Raw genomic sequence first — 20767 nt, 5'->3', positions numbered from 1 at the left:
GAAGGGCTCATGACCCGCATCGCTCTCGTCGTATCCGACGTCGACGGCACGCTGCTGACCAAGGACAAGGTTCTGACCGAGCGGGCCGCGAAGGTGGCGCGACGGCTGCATGAATGCGGCGTCGCCTTCACGCTCACCTCGAGCCGCCCGGCGATCGGCATGCGCTTTCTGATCGAGCCGCTGCAGATCAGCCTTCCGGTCGGCCCGTTCAACGGCAGCTCGATCATCGGCGCCGACATGCGCCCGCTCGAGCAGAGCCTGATCCCGCCCGCGGCCGCCGCGCGCTGCGTCGATCTTCTCCATCAATCCGGCGTCGACATCTGGGTCTTCACCAATGATGCCTGGCTGACGCGCAATCCGGACGGCGAGTACGTCCCGAACGAGCGGCGCGCCATTCGCGCGGAGCCGACGATCGTCGACGATTTCTCCCCCTATCTGTCGAACGCCTGCAAGATCGTCGGCGCCAGCAGCGATTTCGAGCTGCTGGCGCGCTGCGAGAGCCAGATGCAGCAGGCATTGGGGGCGGAAGCGACCGCTGTCCGCTCGCAGAGCTACTATCTCGACATCACGCCGCCAGGCCGCAACAAGGGCACCTTCGTCAAAGCGATGGCCCAGCGGCTCGGTATCCCGCTCGACCAGGTCGCGACCATCGGCGACATGCACAATGATGTCGCGATGTTCGAGGTGAGCGGCTTGTCGATCGCCATGGGCAATGCCAGCGACGAGGTGAAGAGCAAAGCCAAGCGGATCACCACGTCCAACCAGGACGAAGGCTTTGCCAATGCCATGGAGATGATCCTGGCAGAGAACGCGCAAGGCTCATCCGCAAGCTGACACGCGGCAACTCAGGCTTCCGACCGCTGCCTTGCGGGTTTGTCGCTGGCCTTCTTGGCACTGCTCAGATTCTGCGCCGTGTTGATGAGCGCGATATGCGTCAGCGCCTGGGGAAAGTTGCCGGTCTGCCGCCGTGCCTCGGTGTCGTACTCCTCGGCCAGCAGTCCGACGTCGTTGGCGATGTTCACAACGCGGCGGAACAGCGTCTCGGCTTTTTCGGTGGCGCCCGCCAGAACATGCGCGTCGGCCAGCCACAGCGTGCAGGCCAGGAACGCGCCTTCGATCGGCTGCTGCTCGTCCGGAGAGACGTCGCGCGGATCGTGCCGGAGCACGAAGCCATCCCGCAGCAGATGCTGCTCGATCGCCTCGACCGTGCCGCGAATGCGCGAATCGGAGCACGGCAGGAAGCCGACCGCCGGCAACAGCAGCAGGCTGGCATCGAGCAGCCGCGAGCCATAGGACTCGACGAAGCTGCCGAGGCCTTCGTCGTAGCCCTTGTCGCAGACGTCGCGATGAATGGCCTCGCGCAGCCGCCGCCAGCGCTCCAGCGGCGCCTTGAACCCGAACTTCTCCGCGCTCTTGATCGCGCGATCGAACGCGACCCAGGTCATCACCTTGGAAAACACGTAATGACGGCCATCGCCGCGGCGTTCCCAGATGCCGTGGTCGGGCTGGTCCCAGACGTCGGTGAGATGGTCGAGCACCGCGCATTCCAGGTCCCAGGTGCCGTCGTCCAGCTTGAGCTTGGTCATGCGGGCCTGGTGGAAGGCATCCATCAGTTCGCCGTAGACATCGAGCTGGAGCTGCGCATGCGCGGCATTGCCGATCCGCACCGGCTGGGCACCCTCGTAGCCCGGCAGCCACTCGGCCTCCCACTCCATCAGCCGCCGCTGGCCCATGATGCCATACATGATCTGCATATAGGCGGGAGCGCCGGCCGCGGCGCGCAGCAGCCAGTTGTGCCAGGCCAGCGCTTCCTCCGTGTAGCCCGAGTTCATCAGCGCCAGCAGCGTGAATGTCGCGTCACGCAGCCAGCAGAACCGGTAGTCCCAGTTGCGCCGGCCGCCGAGCTTCTCCGGCAGCGAGGTGGTCGGCGCCGCGACGATGCCGCCGGTCGGCGCGTAGGTAAGCGCCTTCAAGGTGATCAGCGAGCGCATCACAAGCGCACGATGCTCGTCCTGATGGGTGCAGCGCCGCGACCAGTCGGCCCAGAACGTTTCGGTGTCGTCAAGCGCCTGATCCGGATCGATCGCCTTGGGCACCGGCAGATGCGACGGACCGTAGGTGAGCACGAAGGGCACGGTGTCGCCGGCAGCGACCTCGAACTCCGCCACCGTGGTCATGTCCTCGCCGCGGGTGGCGACCGGCGTGTGCAACACCGCCATGTCCTGGCCGCAGATGGCGAGCAGCGCGGAGCGATCCTCCGAGCGCTTGACCCAGGGAATCTCGATGCCGAACCCGAAGCGGATGATCAGCTCCATCCGCATGGCGACCCGGCCGGAGACGCCGCGGACCAGCCGCACGACATCTGAGGCGCTGCCCCGTGGAGGCATGAAATCGATCACCTCGACGGTGCCGGTCGCAGTTTCGTATCGCGTCTCGAGGATGAGGCTGTCGCCGCGATAACGGCGAGACGTCGATCGGACGTCGCCGCGGGGCTCGATCAGCCAGCGGCCATGGCTGCGATCTCCCAGCAAGGCTGCGAAACAGGCATCCGAATCGAACGCCGGCCAACACAGCCAGTCGATCGACCCGTTCCGGCTCACCAGGGCAGCCGTCTCACAATCACCAATCAGCGCGTAGTCTTCGATCCTGCAGGACATTTGGCATCCGCGTGCAACTGCCCCCCGCAATCCCCCCGTTCTAAACGCCGGCCGGGCTGATCCGTTCGGCGGTCGCCGCCTTCAACGCCGCGACGCTGGTCGCACCGGCGATGTCCTCGAGCTTGATCGGCATCTTGCGGCGCCAGTTCGGATGCTCGTCGATCGTGCCGGGAATATTGGGCTGATCGACCACTTCCAGCAGATCCTCCAGGGAAATCACCAGCAGCCGGGACCGCGTCCGCGACAGGAAGGCGATCGCTGAGTGGACGTCGTTGGCTCGAATGCCGTTTTGGCGGAGCACCTCGTCCCAGAGCCCCAACGCATCCCAGCGATCCTGGTCGCTTTCACCGGGATCGATGCCCAGCCCGCGTTTGGTCTTGAGATCGCCGAACGAGCGCCAGCCGGCATAGGTCGAGAGATCGTGGGTATTCAGCGTCACCAGCGCATTCGGCGGATAGAAGTCGACATCGCGGAAGCACCCGTTGTCGTCGCGTTCGAAGATCATCACCTTGTAGGACCACAATCCCCAATCGGCCATCTGCTCGCGAAAGCCCTCCGGCACGGTGCCGAGATCCTCGCCGATGACGATGCATTCGTTGGCGACGCTCTCGATGACGGTTGCGGCGAGCAGCGCCTCGAACGGCATCTGCACGTAAGCGCCCTGCTTGGCCGGAAATCCGTGCGGCACCAGATAGAGCCGCTTCAAACCGAGCACATGGTCGAGCCGGATCGCGCCGGCATGCCGCATCGACGCCCGGACCATTTCCCGGAACGGCTCGAAATTCTTCAGCGCCAGTCCAGGCGCGTTGAAGCCGGCGAGCCCCCAGTTCTGCCCGACCGTGTTCAAGGGATCGGGCGGCGCCCCGACCGACAGCGTGCGCGAAATGGCGCCCTGCTCGTTCCAGGCATCGAAACCGTCGGATTGAACGCCGACCGCAACGTCGAGATACAGACCGACCTTCATTCCCAGCCGCTGCGCGAGATCCCTGCAATGGCTCAATTGTCGTTCGGCGAGCCACTGCACATAGGCGACGAAATCGGCCTCCCTCCGATCGGGGCCGCTGAGCAGCGCCGCGCAGCGCCCCGCATCGGGCTGCCGCCACTCCTCGGGCCAGTCCCACCACGGCTTCTGGAAGCGATGCCGCAACACCTCGAAGCAGGTGAAGCGCGCCAGCAGATCGCCGCGCTCGGCGCGGTAGGCCTTGAACTCCGCCGCCGCGGCGGCGCCGGGCGCAGCCATGAAGGCGTCGAAGGCCGCGCGCAAGGCCGGCCATTTCAACGCCGCCACTCCCTTGTAGTCCACCAGCTCGGCCTGCCGCAGCGGCTCGAGCACCTTGCTGTCCGGCCCGTTCGCGAAGCCGGGCGCCTGCTCCACATCGACATAGAGCGCATTCAGGAACAGCCGGCTATTCGGTGCATAGGGGCTGAAATCGCCCGGCCGATCGTCGAACAGCGCGTGCAGCGGATTGAGGCCGACGCCATCGGCGCCGAGCTTGGCGCAAAGCGTGATGAGATCGGCAAGATCGGTGAAATCGCCCATGCCCCAGTTGCGACTGGATCGAATGCCGTAGAGCTGGACCGCCAGCAGCCAGACGCGATCGAAATCACCGCCGAAGGCCTTCGCCGGCGCGACCAGCAGCGGCAGCTCCTCGCGGTACGACGACGCATCCACCAGCTCGAGGCGATAGCTGCCGACCGGCAGATCACCCGGCCACTCGACCAGGGCCTCAGCGGCCTGCCCGGAGACTTTCTCAGCGTCGCCACGCCTGATGGTCCACCTGACTGGCAGCTTGGCCGCCTCGTTGAGGCGGCTGCGCGCCGGCTGCCCGGACCGAATCACGACCGCGCCGCTCAGCAGCCGATGAGGCGTGGGCCTGGGAAAAGCCTCAACGATGATCTTGAGCGCCGCTTCGTCGGTGACACGACGCTGCCCCTGACCATCGTAGAATTCTGTCAGGATTCCGAGACTATGGGCTTCGCTGTAGAGATCCATTCGGCACGCGATCTGGACGTAACGGGAGACGTACGTCGTAAATTGTTGTGGGACGGCAAGAAGATAAGCCCCTAACGCCGCGGCATGGCCGTCGTTCCCGGGGGAACAAAACGAGCCTTGCAGCTTTGTAAGGGGGTCGTCTCGGCTTCTAGCGAACCGGGACGCCGTTTTCTTGTCAATGGCATCACCGTGAACAAATTTGCGCACACGTTCGAGAGCGTCACCCCCAAGGACGCTTTCTCCCCTATTCTGCCCTCTTTTGAGGAGAGCCGCATCTGCCGAGACCGAGACATCTTTCGAGACGCCTCCGATCGCAGCTGCATCATCATCCTCTCTCCTAGGTGAGGGCCTCGTGAACCTGATGTCATCCCTGGATTCGCCGAGTCTGCAGACCGAGACCGACGGCGACGGTCTCTGGTACAAGGACGCGATCATCTACCAGCTGCACGTCAAGGCGTTCGCCGACAGCAACAATGACGGCGTCGGCGACTTCGCCGGCCTGACCGACAAGCTGGATTATCTGCAGGACCTCGGCGTCACCACGCTGTGGCTGCTGCCGTTCTACCCCTCGCCCGGCCGCGACGACGGCTACGACATCGCCGATTACGGCAGCATCAATCCCGATTTCGGGACGATGAAGGAGTTCAAGCGCTTCATCCAGGAGGCCAAGCGGCGCGGCCTGCGGGTGATCACCGAGCTCGTGGTCAATCACACCTCCGACCAGCATCACTGGTTCAAGCGCGCCCGGCGCAGCCCGCCCGGCTCCAGCGCCCGCAACTGGTACGTCTGGAGCGACACCGACCAGAAATATCTCGGCACCCGAATCATCTTCACCGATACCGAGAAGTCCAACTGGACCTGGGATCCGGAGGCCGGCCAGTTCTACTGGCACCGCTTCTTCTCGCACCAGCCGGACCTCAATTTCGACAATCCGCGCGTGGTCAACGCCATCATCCAGGTGATGAAACGCTGGCTCGATGCCGGCGTCGACGGCTTCCGGCTTGACGCCATCCCCTACCTCTGCGAGCGCGACGGCACCAACAACGAAAACCTCCCCGAAACGCATGCGATCATCAAGCGTCTGCGCGTCGAGCTCGACAATTACGCCAAGGACAAGCTGCTGCTGGCGGAAGCCAATCAGTGGCCGGAGGACGTTCAGGAATATTTCGGCCAGGGCGACGAATGCCATATGGCCTATCACTTCCCGCTGATGCCGCGCATCTACATGGCGATCGCCCAGGAGGACCGCTTCCCGATCACCGACATCCTTCGCCAGACGCCCGACATCCCCGCGACCTGCCAATGGGCGCTGTTCCTGCGCAACCATGACGAGCTGACGTTGGAGATGGTGACCGACGTCGAGCGCGATTATCTGTGGTCGACCTACGCCAACGATCCGCGCGCACGCATCAATGTCGGCATCCGCCGCCGCCTCGCGCCGCTGATGGACAACGACCGGCGCAAGATCGAGCTGATGAACTCGCTGCTGATGTCGTTTCCGGGCACGCCGATCATCTACTACGGCGACGAGATCGGCATGGGCGACAACATCTATCTCGGCGACCGCAACGGCGTACGCACGCCGATGCAATGGACTCCCGACCGCAATGGCGGCTTCTCGCGCGCCGACCCGGCGCGGCTCTACGCGCCGATGATCATGGACCCTGTGTACGGCTACGAGGCGGTCAATGTCGAGGCGCAATCGCGCAGCTTGTCGTCGCTGTTGAACGCCACCAAGAAGCTGATCTCGGTGCGCAAGTCGACGCTGGCCTTCGGCAGGGGCACCATGACCTTCATCCGCCCGGCCAACCGGTCGGTGCTGGCCTATGTCCGCCAGTACAAGGACGAGGTCATCCTCTGCGTCGCCAACCTGTCGCGCTCGGCGCAGGCGACCGAGCTCGATCTCTCGCCGTTCAAGGATCGCGTCCCGATCGAGATGCTCGGCCGCTCGCGCTTTCCCGCGATCGGCGAGCTGCCTTACATGATCACGCTCGCGCCCTACGGATTCTACTGGTTCCAGCTCAAGGAGCGCGAGAAGTCGGAGCCCATCATCCAGCGCGCGGTGCCGGAGTTCGAGACGCTGGTCGTGCCGCTCGGCTCGACCTGGGTATCGCTGGCTCGCACTCGCAGCGTGTTCGAACGCGACGTTCTGCCCGGTCATCTGGCGCGCGCGCGCTGGTACCCCGAGCGCTCGGCGGACGCGATCCATCCGACGCTGACCTCGGCGATCCCGTTCTGCGACATCGGCGACAACCGGCCCTGGCTGATCTTCTTCAAGGCCGCTGAGCGCGACGACAAGCTGCGCTATCTGCTGCCGATGCAGATCGAATGGGTTCGCTTCGATCGCGATCGCTACAATCCGCAAGCCTTTGCCGCCGTGCGCCAGGGCGCTCGCGAGGGAACGCTGCTCGATGCAGCGACCAGCCCGATCTTTCTTGCGCTGCTCCTGCACAATCTGAAGCAATCGCTGACGGTCGAAGAAAACGGGGTGCGCCTCGAATTCCGGCCGACGTCGCGGTTTCCGGACAAGCCAATCCGCGAATCCGAGCAGGTGCGCGTGGTCGAAACCGACCGCTGCAGCAGCAAGGCGGTCGTCAACAACGAGTTCTTCATCAAGATCCGCCGCGAGCTGGAGGCCGGCCCGCATCCGGAGATCGAGATCGGCCGATTCCTCACGGAGGCGGTGGGCTTCGCCAATGTCCCGCCGCTGCTCGGCAGCATCGAGGTGATCCAGGAGGGCGAGCGGCAGACCGTCGGCTGCGTCCATGGTTTCATCGAGAACCAGGGCGACGGCTGGACCGTCAGCGCCGCCTATCTCGATCGCTACGTCGACGACCAGCGCGTGTTCGCCGCGAGCGGCGACGTGCGGCAGAGCGAGGAGCTGTCGCCCTATCTGCGCTACATGGCGCAGGCAGGCCGTCGCGTCGGCGAACTGCATGCGGCGCTCGCCTCGCGCAGCGACGTCGCCGATTTCGCGCCCGAACCCACGACCGCAGATCATCTCGATCACTGGATCGACCGGCTGCGCGCCCAGGCCGGACGGGTCCTGACGGACCTGAGCGAGCGCCGCGATCACCTCAAGGATCCGGAACGAGGGCTGGTCGACCAGGTGCTCGCCAGGCGCGGCGAGTTGTCGGAGCGCCTCAGCAGCCTGATCCCGCACCATGTCGGCGGCTGCGACATCCGGCTGCATGGCGATTTCCATCTCGGCCAGATCCTCATCGTCAAGGATGATATCTTCATCATCGATTTCGACGGCGACGAGGAGCAGCCGCTCGCCGAGCGCCTGCGCAAGGCGCCGCCGGCCCGCGACATCGCGGGCTTCCTGCGCTCGATCGATTGCTCGGTCCGCGTCGCGCTCGAGCGTGCTCTGAGGGCAGGCCCGGACGATCACGGCCGGATCCCCGCCGCGCTGTCGGAATGGCGCGACCAGGCTGTTGCGGCCTTTTTGACGGGCTATCGGGAGATCAAGGCCAACCAGCGCCTCTGGCCGGACGATCCGCACACCGCGGAGGCGCTCCTTAACTTTTTCATGCTGGAAAAAGCCCTCGGAGCGCTCGAATATGATCTGGCTCACCGGCCGGACTGGTTGCGCGTCGCATTGGGCAACCTGCTTCGCGTCCTGTCCGAGCCAGCATCAGCCAGCGAGTCCTCATGACCCATCTTTCTCCCGAGGCGTTTGCGATCATCGAAGGTCGGCATGCCGACCCGTTTCGCTATCTCGGTCAGCACAATGTCGACGGGCGGACCGTCGTGCGTGCCTTCCTGCCCGAGGCCTCGCGGGTCGAGGTGGTCGGCGAGCACGGCGAAGTCTCGCCGCTGACGCGCATCCATGATGCCGGCCTGTTCACCGGGACCATGCCGTCGCTGCAGCGCTATCGGCTTCGGGCGACATTCGGCGACCACGTCACCGACCTCGAGGATCCCTATCGTTTCCTGCCGATCCTGAGTGATTTCGACCTGCATCTGCTCGGCGAAGGCAACCATGAGCGGCTTTACGACAAGCTTGGCGCGCATCCGATGGTGCTCGACGGCGTCGATGGCGTCGGATTCGTCGTACTCGCGCCCAATGCACGTCGCGTCAGCGTGGTCGGCGATTTCAACTTCTGGAATGCGCGGCGCCACCCGATGCGCGTCCGCGGCAACGGCTATTGGGAGCTGTTCATTCCCCGTGCCAGGGCCGGCGACCACTACAAGTTCGACATCATCGGCCCGCAGGGCGAGCACCTGCCGCTGAAATCGGACCCGATGGCCTTCGCGGCCGAGATGCGTCCCAAGACCGCATCGATCGTGGTCGACGAGACCAGCCTGCCGCGGCCGCGGCCGGCGCCACATGACATCAACAAACTGAATCGACCGGTCTCGATCTACGAGGTGCATCTCGGCTCCTGGCGGCGCAAGGACAACAACCAGTGGCTGACCTATCGCGAGCTCGCCGAGCAGTTGCCGGCCTATGCACGCGACATGGGCTTCACGCACATCGAATTCCTGCCCGTCAGCGAGCATCCGTTCGACGGCTCCTGGGGCTATCAGCCGACCGGCCTGTTCGCGCCGACCAGCCGCTTTGGCAGTCCTGAGGATTTCTGTGCGCTGGTCGATGCCTGCCACCGCGAAGGCCTTGCGGTGTGGCTCGACTGGGTGCCGGGCCATTTCCCGGATGATCCGCACGGCCTCGGCCATTTTGACGGGACAGCGCTTTACGAGCACGCCAACCCGATGCAGGGCCGGCATCTCGATTGGGGCACGCTGATCTACAATTACGGCCGCACCGAAGTCGCCAACTTCCTGCGCTCGAACGCGCTGTTCTGGCTGGAGCGCTACGGCATCGACGGCCTGCGCGTCGATGCCGTCGCCTCGATGCTCTATCTCGACTACAGCCGTCCCTCCGGCGGCTGGATCCCGAACAAATATGGCGGGCGCGAGAATCTCGAGGCGATCGAGTTTCTGCGTCGGACCAATATCGACGTGTTCGGTCATTTCCCGCAGGCGACCACGGCTGCCGAGGAATCCACGGCGTGGCCGCAGGTGTCGCGCCCGGTCGACACGGGCGGGCTCGGCTTCGGCTACAAGTGGAACATGGGCTGGATGCACGACACCTTGCGCTACATCAGCAAGGATCCGATCCACCGCAAATATCACCACGGCGAGATCCTGTTCGGCCTGCACTACGCCTTTTCGGAAAACTTCATCCTGCCGCTGTCGCATGACGAGGTCGTGCACGGCAAGCGCTCCATCCTCGGCCGGATGCCCGGCGACGACTGGCAGCGCTTTGCGAATCTGCGCGCCTATTACAGCTTCATGTTCGGGCATCCCGGCAAGAAGCTCCTGTTCATGGGCTGCGAGCTCGCCCAGGAGCGCGAGTGGAATCACGACACCTCGCTCGACTGGCATCTGCTCGGCGATGCCAAATATGCCGGCATCCAGACCCTGATCCGCGACCTCAACCACCTCTACCGCAACGTGCCGGCGCTGCATGAGCGGGACTGCGAGCCGGACGGATTCGAGTGGCTGATCGCCGATGACGCGGACCGCAACGTGTTCGCCTGGGTGCGAAAGGGCTTCGATGAGCACGCGCGCTGCGTCGTGGTCGTGAACTTTTCGCCCAACGTGTATTACAATTACCGGGTCCGCGTGCCGTTCGGCGGCAGATGGAGGGAAGCTTTCAATTCCGACTCCCTGCATTATGGCGGCAGCAATGTCGGCAATGTCGGCCAGGTCCATGCCTCTGAAGAACACCAGCTCAACCTCATCCTCCCGCCCATGGCAGCGGTATTTCTCGTCCCGGAAGCCTGACGCAATGCGTCTGGCCGCAGGAAGCCACGCCCGTCTCGGAGCAACCTGGGACGGACGGGGGACCAATTTTGCCTTGTTCTCCGCCAATGCCGAGAAGGTCGAGCTCTGCCTGTTCGACAGCCAGGGCCGGCGAGAGATCGAGCGGATCGAATTGCCGGAGCGGACGGAAGATGTCTGGCACGGCTATCTCAACGACGTCTCGCCGGGGCAGCTCTACGGCTACCGCGTCTACGGGCCCTACGAGCCGGAGCGCGGCCACCGCTTCAATGCCAACAAGCTACTGCTCGACCCCTATGCCAAGCGGCTCGCCGGCCGGCTGGTCTGGAGCGATGCCCATTTCGCCTACCGCGCCGGCTCGCCGCGCGAGGATCTCTCGTTCGACCGGCGCGACAATGCCCGCGGCATGCCCAAGGCGGTCGTCATCGACGAGACCTTCAACTGGGGCCGGCGCGAGATGCGGCCGCAGATCCCGTGGGAGGACACGATCATCTACGAGGCCCACGTCAAGGGCCTGACCAACAAGCGCGACGACGTACCGCCCAATCTGCGCGGCACCTATGGCGGACTCTCCTCGCCCGCGATGATCAAGCATCTGAAGCGGCTCGGCGTCACGACGATCGAGCTGCTTCCGATCCACGCCTTCATCGACGACCGCATGCTGGTCGAGAAGAAGCTGGTCAACTACTGGGGCTACAACACCATTTCCTTCTTCGCGCCGGAGCTGCGCTACGCGCAGGACAATCCGCTCGATGCCTTCCGAACGACGGTGGCGCGGCTGCACGATGCCGGCATCGAGGTGATGCTGGACGTGGTCTACAACCACACCGCCGAGGGCAACCATCTCGGGCCGACCCTGTGCTATCGTGGCATCGACAACGCCTCCTACTATTGGCTCCAGCCCGACAATCCGCGCTTCTACGACGACTTCACTGGTTGCGGCTCGTCGGTGAATCTCACCCATCCGCGCGTGCTGCAGATGGTGATGGACTCGCTGCGTTACTGGGTCGAGGTCTGTCACGTCGACGGCTTCCGCTTCGATCTCGCGACGACGTTGGCGCGCGAGAAGCACGGCTTCGACCGGCGCAGCGGGTTTCTCACCGCGATCCGCCAGGACCCCGTGCTCGCCGGCGTGAAGCTCGTGGCAGAGCCGTGGGACGTCGGCCTCGGCGGCTACCAGGTCGGTGCCTTCCCGTCGCAATGGTCGGAGTGGAACGACCGCTATCGCAGCGCCATGCGCCGCTACTGGAGCGGCGAAGGCAGCCTGATCGGCGAGGTCTCCAGCCGCATGACCGGCTCGTCCGACATCTTCAATCACGACGGCCGTAGCCAACGCGCCAGCGTCAATCACGTCACCGTCCATGACGGCTTCACGCTGGCGGACCTGTTCAGCTACAACAGCAAGCACAACGAGGCGAACGGCGAGGACAATCGCGACGGCTCCAACGACAATCACAGCAACAATTGCGGCCATGAAGGCCCGACCGACGACGTCGCGATCAATGCGATGCGCCGACAGTTGCGCAAGAACCAGCTCGCCTGTCTGTTCCTCGCGCAGGGTCTGCCGATCCTGCTCGCAGGCGACGAGGTTGGCAACTCGCAGCACGGCAACAACAACGCCTATTGTCAGGACAACGATGTCGGCTGGGTCGACTGGAGCGGCATGGGCCGCGAGGGTGACGACCTCATCGACTTCATCGCGCATATGACCGAGTTGCGCCGCCGCTTCGGCCAGATCCGCGCACGCCGCTGGCTGGACGGCCGCCGCTCGGACGGCAGCTTCGGCGTGCTGTGGCTGACGCCTTCGGCGGAGGAGATGACGCAAACCGACTGGACCTTTCCCGACGGACGATTTCTCGCCTACGTGCTCGCCCCGTTGGAACAGGAGCAGGCTCCGATCTTTATCGTTCTGAATGCAGCGCCCGAAGAGATTGGATTCAAATTGCCCGAGCTCGCCGAATACAAGACGTGGCAGCAGGTCCTCGACACCACCGAAGCCCAGCAGAAGCAGGTCGATTTCACCGCCGGGGCCGACCTCAAGGCTCCGCCCCGCTCCGTGCTGGCGTTTGCGGGCCTGCCATGAGCCCCCGTCAGTTCGGACCTCGCATCACCGGGAAAGGCACGACGTTCCGGTTGTGGGCTCCCGCCGCCAAGCGCGTCGATCTGGTGCTCGACGGCAAGCACGAGATGCAGCGCCTCGACGGCGGCTGGTATGCGCTCGAGGTCGCCGGCGCCGGCGCCGGCACGCAGTATAAGTTCCGCATCGACGACGAGCTCGACGTTCCGGATCCCGGCTCGGATTTCCAGCCAGAGGACGTCTCCGGTCCGAGCGAAGTCATCGATCACCGCGCCTACACCTGGCGCTCGGAAAACTGGCGCGGCCGCCCGTGGCAGGATGCCGTGTTCCTGGAAAGTCATGTCGGTACCTTCACGTCGGAAGGCACCTACCGCGCGATGATCGACAAGCTCGATCACCTCGTCGAGACCGGCATCACGGCACTCGAGCTGATGCCACTGGCGGATTTCGCCGGCCGGCGCAATTGGGGCTATGACGGCGTGCTGCTCTACGCACCCGACAGCGTCTACGGCCGGCCCGACGACCTGCGGGCGTTGATCGACGAGGCCCATTTGCGTGGGGTGATGGTGTTTCTCGACGTCGTCTACAATCACTTCGGCCCGGAGGGAAACTACATCGGCCTGTATGCACCGACCTTCTTCACCGATGCGCATACGCCATGGGGCAGCGCGATCGACTACCGGCGCGCGGAAGTGTGCGCCTTCGCGATCGAGAACGCGCTGCATTGGCTGACGAATTATCGCTTCGACGGCCTGCGCTTCGATGCGGTCAATCACATCCTGTCCAACGAGGGTGAGATCCCGATGCTGCACGATCTGAGCGCGGCGGTTGGCAAGCTTGTCGAAGCAACCGGGCGGCACATCCATCTGGTGCTCGAAAACGGCGACAACCGCGCCAGCATGCTGGATTCCGCGGAGGAGCCGCCGCGCGGCAAATTCCGCGCGCAGTGGAACGACGATTATCATCATGCCTGGCACGTCATGCTGACGGGCGAGAGTGGCGGCTATTACGGCGACTACCAGCAGGCGCCGCGCCGCGATCTCGCTCGCGCGCTCGCCTCCGGCTTCGTCTATCAGGGCGAACCGGCGGCATTCTGGGGCGGCGATCCGCGAGGTGAGCCGAGCGGTCATCTGGCCCCCGGAGCGTTCGTCAACTTCCTGCAGAACCATGACCAGATCGGCAATCGCGTGTTCGGCGACCGGCTCGAGGCGCTGGCGCCGCCGCAAGGGATCGCGGCGGCGCTCGCGGTGACGCTGCTGGCGCCGACCGTGCCGATGCTGTTCATGGGCGAGGAATGGGGCTCGAAGCAGCCGTTCCCATTCTTCTGCGACTTCCAGGGCGACCTTGCGCATGCCGTGCGTAAGGGACGCCGCAAGGAGTATGAGTGGGCATACGCCAAACATGGCGACGAGGTCCCCGATCCGCTCGACATCGAAACCTTCAAGTCCGCGATCATCGACTGGGACTCCCATAATTCATCGCCGGGGCGCGAGCGTCTGGCGCTGGTGCGCGCGCTCCTCGCCGTGCGTCACAAGGAGGTTGCGCCGCGGCTTCCGGGCGCAAAATTCGGCGACGCTGATGTGACCGATGACGGTCGCCTGACCGCGCATTGGGAGATGGGCGATGGCAGCAGGCTGACTCTGCTTGCCAACGTCTCGGACAAGGAGCTCGCGGCTTCGCCGAACGGCGTCCCGGGCACTCCGATCTGGGGCGGCACGCCTGGAGACCGCCTGCCGCCGTGGTCCGTGTTCTGGAGCATCGGAGGATAGCATGCCTCCGGCCGTTCCCCTCGCGACCTATCGCCTGCAGCTCACGGGTGATTTCAACTTCGAAGCGGCCGCGCGCGTCGTGCCGTATCTGAAGGCGCTCGGCATCAGCCACGTCTACGCCTCGCCGTTCATGACGGCGCGGAAGGGTTCGACGCATGGCTACGACATCACCGATCATTCCAAGCTCAATCCCGAGCTCGGCGGCGAGGACGGCTTTGCCAAACTGAGCGCGGCGCTCAAGCAGCACGATCTCGGCCTCATTCTCGACTTCGTGCCGAACCATGTCGGCGTGCATTTCGACGACAATCCATGGTGGCTCGACGTCCTCGAATGGGGCCAGGCTTCGCCGCACGCCGCCTCGTTCGACATCGACTGGGACCAGTTGCCGTATCGCGCACGCGGCGGCGTGCTGCTGCCGATCGTCGGCACCTCCTACGGGCATGCACTCGAACATGGCGACATCGAGCTGCGCTATGACCCAGGCGAAGGCTCGTTCTCCTGCTGGTACTTCGAGCATCGGCTGCCGATCGCGCCCGAGCGCTACGGCGAAGTGCTGCGCATCATCGTCAAGGAGGCAGGCGCAGAAAGCAGTGAGACCGGCAGGGCGATCCTGGAGCTCGCCTCGCGCTATCAAGGCCTGCGCCATCCGAACCGCAAGGAAGCGCCGGCATTCAAGGCGGCCCTCAAGGCCATTCCGGGCGCCGCCGACGTCATTGCCCGCGGGATCGCGGCCTACAAGGCCGGCCCCGACCGTGCCGCACAGACGCTCGCCCTGCATCATTTGCTGGAGAGGCAGCACTACAAGCTCGGCCACTGGCGGCTCGCCTCCAGCGACATCAACTACCGCCGCTTCTTCGACGTCAACACGCTGGCGGGCCTGCGCGTCGAGGATGCCGGCACGTTCGAAGCGATCCACCGGCTGGTCAAGACGCTGATCTCCGGCGGCCAGTTGCAGGGATTGCGGCTCGACCATATCGATGGCCTGCGCGATCCCGCACAATATTTTCAGCGCCTGCGCCGGCTGATCCGCGACGCCCGCGGGCCGGCGGCGGGGCCGTTCTACGTCGTGATCGAGAAGATCCTCTGCGAGCAGGAGAAGCTGCCGCGCTTCGCAGGCGTGCACGGCACCACCGGCTACGAATGGATGAACGTGATCATCCAGCTTTTGATCGACGGCAACGGCCTGGAGCCGCTCGACGAGATATGGCGCCAGATCAGCAACAAGCCGCCGAAGCTGGCGCCGGTGATAAAGGAAGCCAAGCGACGCGTGCTTGAGACGCTGCTGACCAGCGAGTTCACCGTGCTGACGCGCCTGCTGGCGCGCATCGCCAACGGCCACTACTCCACGCGCGACTATTCGGAAGACATCCTGCGCCAGGCGCTCGAACTGTATGTTCTCCACTTCCCGGTCTATCGCACCTATCTCACCACAGCCGGTCCGACCGAGACCGACCGCAAGCTGATCGACCACGCCATCGCCGGCGCCCGCGCCGAATGGTTCGCCTCCGACGGCTCGATCTTCGAGTTCCTGCGCGACGCGCTGACCATGGATCTCATCAAGCGCGACCGCAGCACCAACCACAGCGTCCCGCGTGTGCGCCGCTTCGCCCTCAAGGTGCAGCAGCTCACCGGGCCCATGATGGCGAAGTCGCTGGAGGACACCGCCTTCTACCGCTTCCACCGGCTGCTCGCGCTCAACGAGGTCGGCGGCGATCCGGCGGCCCATGCTCTGGCCATCGCCGACTTCCACAAGCTGATGCAGGACCGCGCCAGGCATTGGCCGCACGGCATGACCGCCACCGCCACGCACGACACCAAGCGCGGCGAGGATGCGCGCACGCGGCTGGCCGCCATCACCGAGCTGCCCAACGACTGGACGTCGTCGGTCGCGCGCTGGAAGACCTTGAACGCGCCGCACGTCATCACGGATGGCAAGATGCGCGCGCCCTCGGCGGCGTTCGAATACATGCTGTACCAGACGCTCGTCGGCATCTGGCCGGCAAGCGGCACCGATGACACCCTGCCCGATCGGCTGCAGGCCTATGCGCTGAAGGCCGCGCGCGAGGGCAAGGAGGAGACCAGCTGGCTCAATCCGAACGAGGCCTATGAGAACGGCCTGCGCGCCTTCATCGAACGCATCCTGGACCGCGACCGTTCGCCCGAGTTCCTGCAGTCGCTGGAGACGCTTGCCAAGCGGCTGGCGCTGCTCGGCGCGCTGAACTCCCTGACGCAGCTGACGCTGAAGGCGACGATGCCGGGGGTGCCCGACTTCTACCAGGGCACCGAATTCTGGGACCTCTCGATGGTCGATCCCGACAATCGCCGCCCGGTCGATTTCGCCGCACGCGAACAGGCGCTGCGTGCGTGCGAGAGTCCCGACTGGGCGCACCTCGCGGACCATTGGCCGGATGGCCGCATCAAGCTGGCCTGGACGCGGCGGCTGCTCAGGCTGCGTAACGCGATGTCCTCGGTCTTCACGGACGGCGCCTATGAGCCGCTCAAGGTGAGCGGACGTCATGCCGATCACATCATTGCCTTCGCACGGCGGCGCGGGCGCGACGCCGTCATCGTCGTCACTGCGCGCAACTTTGCGCCGTTTACCGACGCTGGCCGGGTGTGGCCCCACGCGGATGATTTCGAAGCCGAGGTTCATGCCCGCGGTTACACATCTGCGGACATGCAGAACGGCATGGTCGCGGTGTCCTCCATCTTCACGCACTTGCCTGCAGCAGTGATCCCGGCGCGAACTGATGCGGCAGCCCACCCGGCTGGTCGACGCCAGACAGCGGCAGCGCCGACCTGATCAGCTCTTCTTCGTCAGCAGCAACTGGCCGCGGTTACGGATCGCGGCCTGCGCCGCCTCGGCAAAGCGCTGCAGCAGCCAGGGTAGCACGACCTCGACACGCACGTGATCGTCGGCGACGTCGACATGGCCCGACGCCGCCTGACCGAGCGCGCGAACGCGAAAGATCATCTTGTCGCCCTCCCAGCGCTCTTCGTCGACCTTCAGGACCGGAACGCTGGTCGCGGCGCGGCTGAGACCGGCCTGGAGCCGGCGCACGGCCTCGTCCTTGCCGAGGCGATGCGGAATGGAAACGACAAGCGGACTTGACATCGCGATCTCCTGACTAACAACCGCCTTCATGTAGTCATCGGTGGATGCGACCGCAAAGACACACCCTGCATTTTACTTGTTCCCATGCGGAACTTTCGAAGTTCCAACCAGTTTCCTCGGCGAAGGCAGAGCACGTTGTCGCCCCGCTGCCGGGCACTGGAGGGAAGCACATGTCCATCGGAACTATCATCCTCATCATTCTCATCATCGCCCTGCTCGGCGGCTTTTCCGGCATCGGCGGCGGTCCGTTCTACGGCACCGGCTACTACGGCGGCGGCGGCCTTGGCCTGATCATCGTCATCGTGCTGATTCTCGTCTTGCTCGGACGCATCTGATCCGATCGATCTCATAGCCATCCAACTGATCAGCTCGGGCTGACGTGGCCGCGCCACGTCGGCCTGGGCTTGATTGCGCCCCGCATCGCATCCGTTACACTTCGTTCGCGAGCTTCCTCATCGCCGGCTTGATCGCTCCGGCCGCGTCGTCATAGCCCTCCCACGCCTTGGTCTTGGGCAACAGCGCCGGCGCGGTTCGGACCGTGTACCGCTTGGGTTCGAGCCCGTTCTTCACCTGCGCCCAGGTCAGCGGCATGGACACGGTGGCGCCTTCGCGGGCGCGCGGCGACAGCACGGCGACGGCCGTCGACATCCGGTCGTTGCGCAGATAGTCGAGGAAGATCTTTCCTCTGCGCAGCTTCTTCGACATGTTGAGCAGATATTGCTCCGGGCTGTCGTTCGCCATCCATTGGCACACGCCCTGGGCAAACGCCTTCGCCTCGGGCCAGCTCACCTTGTCGCGCGCGCCGTGCAGCAACGGCGTCACCACATGCAGACCCTTGCCGCCCGTGGTCTTGCAGAAGCTCTCGAGTCCGAGGCTCTTCAAGCGCTGGCGCATGTCCTTGGCTGCCGCGATCACCTCCTCGAACGCGACGTTCGGCGCCGGATCGAGATCGAACACCAGCCGGCCCGGAACGTCATAGGCGTCCGGCGCGCAATTCCATGGATGCAGCTCGACGGCGGCGACCTGAGCCACCGCGATCAATCCCTCGACGCGATCGATCTGCAGATACGGCTTGCGATCGCCCGAGACCTTGACCAGCTCGAGCAGGTCCGACATGCCCTGCATGCCGTGCCGCTGGAAGAATTTTTCGCCACCGATGCCGTCAGGCGCACGCACGATCGAGCATGGCCGGCCCTTAAGATGACCGATCATCCAGTCTCCGACGGCTTCCAGATAGTTCGCGAGATCGAGCTTGGTGACGGGCTCGCCGTCGCCGGCGTCCGGCCACAGCGCCTTGTCGGGCTTGGAGATCGCAACGCCCATCACGGTGGCCGAGCCCTTCGTCCGAGACGGCGTCTTGTGGACCGTGGTGCCGACGGTCGCGACGCTCGCCGCGGCGCGCGCCACCGGCGTCGCAACCTTCGTCGTCACCACCGGCTCCTCGGCAACGACCTCGCGCGCCGGCTTGTCCTCGCGCAGGGCCTTGAACGAGGCCTGCCTGACATTGCCGTCGCCGGTGAAGCCTGCAAACTCGATCTCGGCGACCAGCTCGGGCTTGAGCCAATGCACCTCACGCGTCTTGCGCGGCGCGTTCTTGCCGCTGAACGGGCTCTTGTCGGAGGCAGCCGCCTTCAGCGCCGGCATGATCTCCTTCACCGTGTCCTGGCCGAAGCCGGTGCCGACGATCCCGACATAAGCGAGATGATCGTCCTTGTTGACGCCGACCATCAACGAGCGGAATTTGCCGTTGGTCGTCTTCCAGCCACCGATGACGACCTCGTGGCCGGGCCTGGTCTTGGCTTTGGTCCAGCTCTCCGTCCGTCCCGAATGATAGGCCGAGTCCAGCTTCTTGGAGACGATGCCCTCCAGCGACAGCTTGCGTGCGGACTCCAGCACCGCCTCGCCGTCGCTCTCGAAGTGCTCGACATAGCGGATGCGCGGCGCCTTGCCTTTGATGTTCGCCTTCAACAGCTTCGCGAGCCGCGCCTTGCGCTCGCGCAAAGGCTGGCGGCGAAGGTCGAACTCTTCGGCGAACATCACGTCGAAGGCAAAGAAGATCAGCTCGTCGGTTTCGCCCGCTGAGATCGCCGCCTGCAGCGCCGAGAAATTCGGATTACCGTCCTTGTCGAGCGCGACGATCTCGCCGTCGATGATCGCATCCGGCAGCTTCGCGGCCTCCTGCGCGATCGCACTGAACTTGGCCGTCCAGTCCAGGCCCTTTCGCGTCATCAGGGTTGCCTTGCCGTCTTCGACCCTGATCTGCACGCGGTAGCCGTCGAACTTGATCTCATGCCCCCACCCCTCACCGCTCGGCGGCTTCGCGACCGAGGTACAAAGCTCAGGGGCGACGAAGTCCGGCAACGATGACACCATGCGCGGCGCCGCTGTCTTCGACTTCGGGCTCGCTTTCGTCGTCTTTGCCGACGGCGCCGTCTTCGTCGAAGTGGCCTTGCCGTCGCTGCGGTTCGAATGCCACACCGCATCGGCATTCATGCGCTGTGTCTTGGCGAGCATGAACGGCTTCGGCGCTTTGCCTTTGCCGGCCGCGATCTGCTCCATCGTGCGCCCCGACGCCACTGATTTGTCGGCGTCGAGAATGTCGTTGGCCTCGCCCTCCTTGGCAAATTCGTCGCGATGCTTGATCAGGAGCCAATTGGTGCGCTTGCCGCCGGTGCGATCGTGGCGCATGCGCACCAGCACCCAACTGCCATGCAGCTTCTCGCCATCCAGCGTGAACTTCAGATCGCCCTTCTTGAAGCCGCTCTCGGGATCCTCGCTCTCCCAATAGCCACGGTCCCACAGCATGACGGTGCCGCCGCCATACTCGCCTTCTGGGATCGTGCCTTCGAAATCGCCGTAGTCGAGCGGGTGGTCCTCGACCTCGACCGCGAGCCGCTTGTCATGCGGATCGAGCGACGGGCCCTTGGTCACCGCCCACGACTTGAAGACGCCGCCAAATTCGAGCCTGAGATCGTAGTGCAGCCGCGTCGCGTCGTGCTTCTGGATGACGAAACGCGGCCGCGGCGCACGCGCAACCTTGGCGTCGCCGGACGGCTCCGCCGTCTTGTCAAAATCGCGCTTCTTGCGATAGGTGGAGAGCTTCCTGAGCGCCACGGTGATCCCTCGCGTTGAGTGGTAGCGTAGCAAAGCCGGTGAACTCGTGGAACCGGCCGCATCACCATGATGATAACATCGGGCAAAGTTCCGCGTTCCCGCGGCTCAGGGAGCCCAGGCTGCGCTGGCGTCCGCCCTCTGCCAATCGAGAGGGCGCAGGGAAGGCCGGGAGCTCGCCGATCGGGATAGGGGGGAGTCTCGCGACTCCACCCCTCCCACACCACCGTACATACGGATCACGTATACGGCGGT

General features: G+C 64.9%; 11 protein-coding genes. 7 read left to right on the top strand and 4 right to left on the bottom strand.

Annotation, left to right across the window (positions count from 1 at the left end; genetic code table 11):
• Positions 1–9 precede the first annotated feature (9 nt).
• Positions 10–834: an HAD family hydrolase gene (locus QX121_RS08335; protein WP_315738656.1), complete on the top strand. Its 825-nt coding sequence runs from the start codon at positions 10–12 to the stop codon at positions 832–834.
• Between the two features lie 11 nt (positions 835–845).
• Here QX121_RS08335 and QX121_RS08330 read toward each other — a convergent pair whose 3' ends face one another.
• Both QX121_RS08330 and malQ read right to left on the bottom strand, forming a co-directional pair.
• On the bottom strand, positions 846–2657 hold the full coding sequence (locus tag QX121_RS08330) for a glycoside hydrolase family 15 protein (protein ID WP_315811642.1): 1812 nt from the start codon (positions 2655–2657) through the stop codon (positions 846–848).
• A 40-nt stretch (positions 2658–2697) separates the two neighbouring features.
• Complete coding sequence (gene malQ / locus QX121_RS08325; protein ID WP_315811641.1) at positions 2698–4650, bottom strand: 4-alpha-glucanotransferase; 1953 nt, start codon at positions 4648–4650, stop codon at positions 2698–2700.
• A 352-nt stretch (positions 4651–5002) separates the two neighbouring features.
• Here malQ and treS point away from each other — a divergent pair, with 352 nt between their 5' ends.
• From treS to treY, 5 genes are read left to right on the top strand one after another with little or no spacing between them, the layout of a single operon-like run.
• Positions 5003–8308 carry a maltose alpha-D-glucosyltransferase gene (gene treS, locus QX121_RS08320; RefSeq protein WP_315811640.1) on the top strand — a complete coding sequence of 1102 codons (3306 nt, stop codon included), beginning with the start codon at positions 5003–5005 and terminating at the stop codon, positions 8306–8308.
• The gene (gene glgB / locus QX121_RS08315) at positions 8305–10443 is read left to right on the top strand and encodes a 1,4-alpha-glucan branching protein GlgB (RefSeq protein ID WP_315811639.1); all 2139 of its coding nucleotides are present in this window, start codon (positions 8305–8307) and stop codon (positions 10441–10443) included. Before treS ends, glgB begins: the two co-directional genes overlap by 4 nt.
• Positions 10444–10447: 4 nt before the next feature.
• Positions 10448–12523 carry a glycogen debranching protein GlgX gene (glgX, locus tag QX121_RS08310; RefSeq protein WP_315811638.1) on the top strand — a complete coding sequence of 692 codons (2076 nt, stop codon included), beginning with the start codon at positions 10448–10450 and terminating at the stop codon, positions 12521–12523.
• Positions 12520–14286 carry a malto-oligosyltrehalose trehalohydrolase gene (treZ, locus tag QX121_RS08305; RefSeq protein WP_315811637.1) on the top strand — a complete coding sequence of 589 codons (1767 nt, stop codon included), beginning with the start codon at positions 12520–12522 and terminating at the stop codon, positions 14284–14286. Before glgX ends, treZ begins: the two co-directional genes overlap by 4 nt.
• A gap of 1 nt (position 14287) precedes the next feature.
• Complete coding sequence (gene treY, locus QX121_RS08300; RefSeq protein WP_315811636.1) at positions 14288–17089, top strand: malto-oligosyltrehalose synthase; 2802 nt, start codon at positions 14288–14290, stop codon at positions 17087–17089.
• Here treY and QX121_RS08295 read toward each other — a convergent pair whose 3' ends face one another.
• Positions 17090–17401 carry a polyhydroxyalkanoic acid system family protein gene (locus tag QX121_RS08295; RefSeq protein WP_315738666.1) on the bottom strand — a complete coding sequence of 104 codons (312 nt, stop codon included), beginning with the start codon at positions 17399–17401 and terminating at the stop codon, positions 17090–17092.
• Positions 17402–17571: 170 nt separating this feature from the next.
• Here QX121_RS08295 and QX121_RS08290 point away from each other — a divergent pair, with 170 nt between their 5' ends.
• On the top strand, positions 17572–17736 hold the full coding sequence (locus tag QX121_RS08290) for a DUF3309 family protein (protein WP_006614022.1): 165 nt from the start codon (positions 17572–17574) through the stop codon (positions 17734–17736).
• A gap of 94 nt (positions 17737–17830) precedes the next feature.
• Here the strand turns inward: QX121_RS08290 and ligD are convergent, their stop codons facing one another.
• Entirely contained in the window at positions 17831–20515 is a 2685-nt protein-coding gene (ligD, locus tag QX121_RS08285; RefSeq protein WP_315811635.1) for a DNA ligase D, read from the bottom strand.
• Between the last annotated feature and the right edge of the window lie 252 nt (positions 20516–20767).

It is taken from the genome of Bradyrhizobium sp. SZCCHNR2028 (genome assembly GCF_032380995.1).
Classification (GTDB): Bacteria; Pseudomonadota; Alphaproteobacteria; order Rhizobiales; family Xanthobacteraceae; genus Bradyrhizobium.
This window is presented reverse-complemented; position numbering and strand designations above follow the sequence as displayed.

Excerpts from the sequence above, each read along its gene's own strand:
- QX121_RS08295 (WP_315738666.1), bottom strand. The coding sequence starts at position 17,401 with ATGTCAAGTCCGCTTGTCGTTTCCATTCCGCATCGCCTCGGCAAGGAC.
- glgX (WP_315811638.1), top strand. The coding sequence starts at position 10,448 with ATGCGTCTGGCCGCAGGAAGCCACGCCCGTCTCGGAGCAACCTGGGAC.
- glgB (WP_315811639.1), top strand. The coding sequence starts at position 8,305 with ATGACCCATCTTTCTCCCGAGGCGTTTGCGATCATCGAAGGTCGGCAT.
- QX121_RS08290 (WP_006614022.1), top strand. The coding sequence starts at position 17,572 with ATGTCCATCGGAACTATCATCCTCATCATTCTCATCATCGCCCTGCTC.
- QX121_RS08330 (WP_315811642.1), bottom strand. The coding sequence starts at position 2,657 with ATGTCCTGCAGGATCGAAGACTACGCGCTGATTGGTGATTGTGAGACG.
- treY (WP_315811636.1), top strand. The coding sequence starts at position 14,288 with ATGCCTCCGGCCGTTCCCCTCGCGACCTATCGCCTGCAGCTCACGGGT.
- treZ (WP_315811637.1), top strand. The coding sequence starts at position 12,520 with ATGAGCCCCCGTCAGTTCGGACCTCGCATCACCGGGAAAGGCACGACG.
- malQ (WP_315811641.1), bottom strand. The coding sequence starts at position 4,650 with ATGGATCTCTACAGCGAAGCCCATAGTCTCGGAATCCTGACAGAATTC.
- QX121_RS08335 (WP_315738656.1), top strand. The coding sequence starts at position 10 with ATGACCCGCATCGCTCTCGTCGTATCCGACGTCGACGGCACGCTGCTG.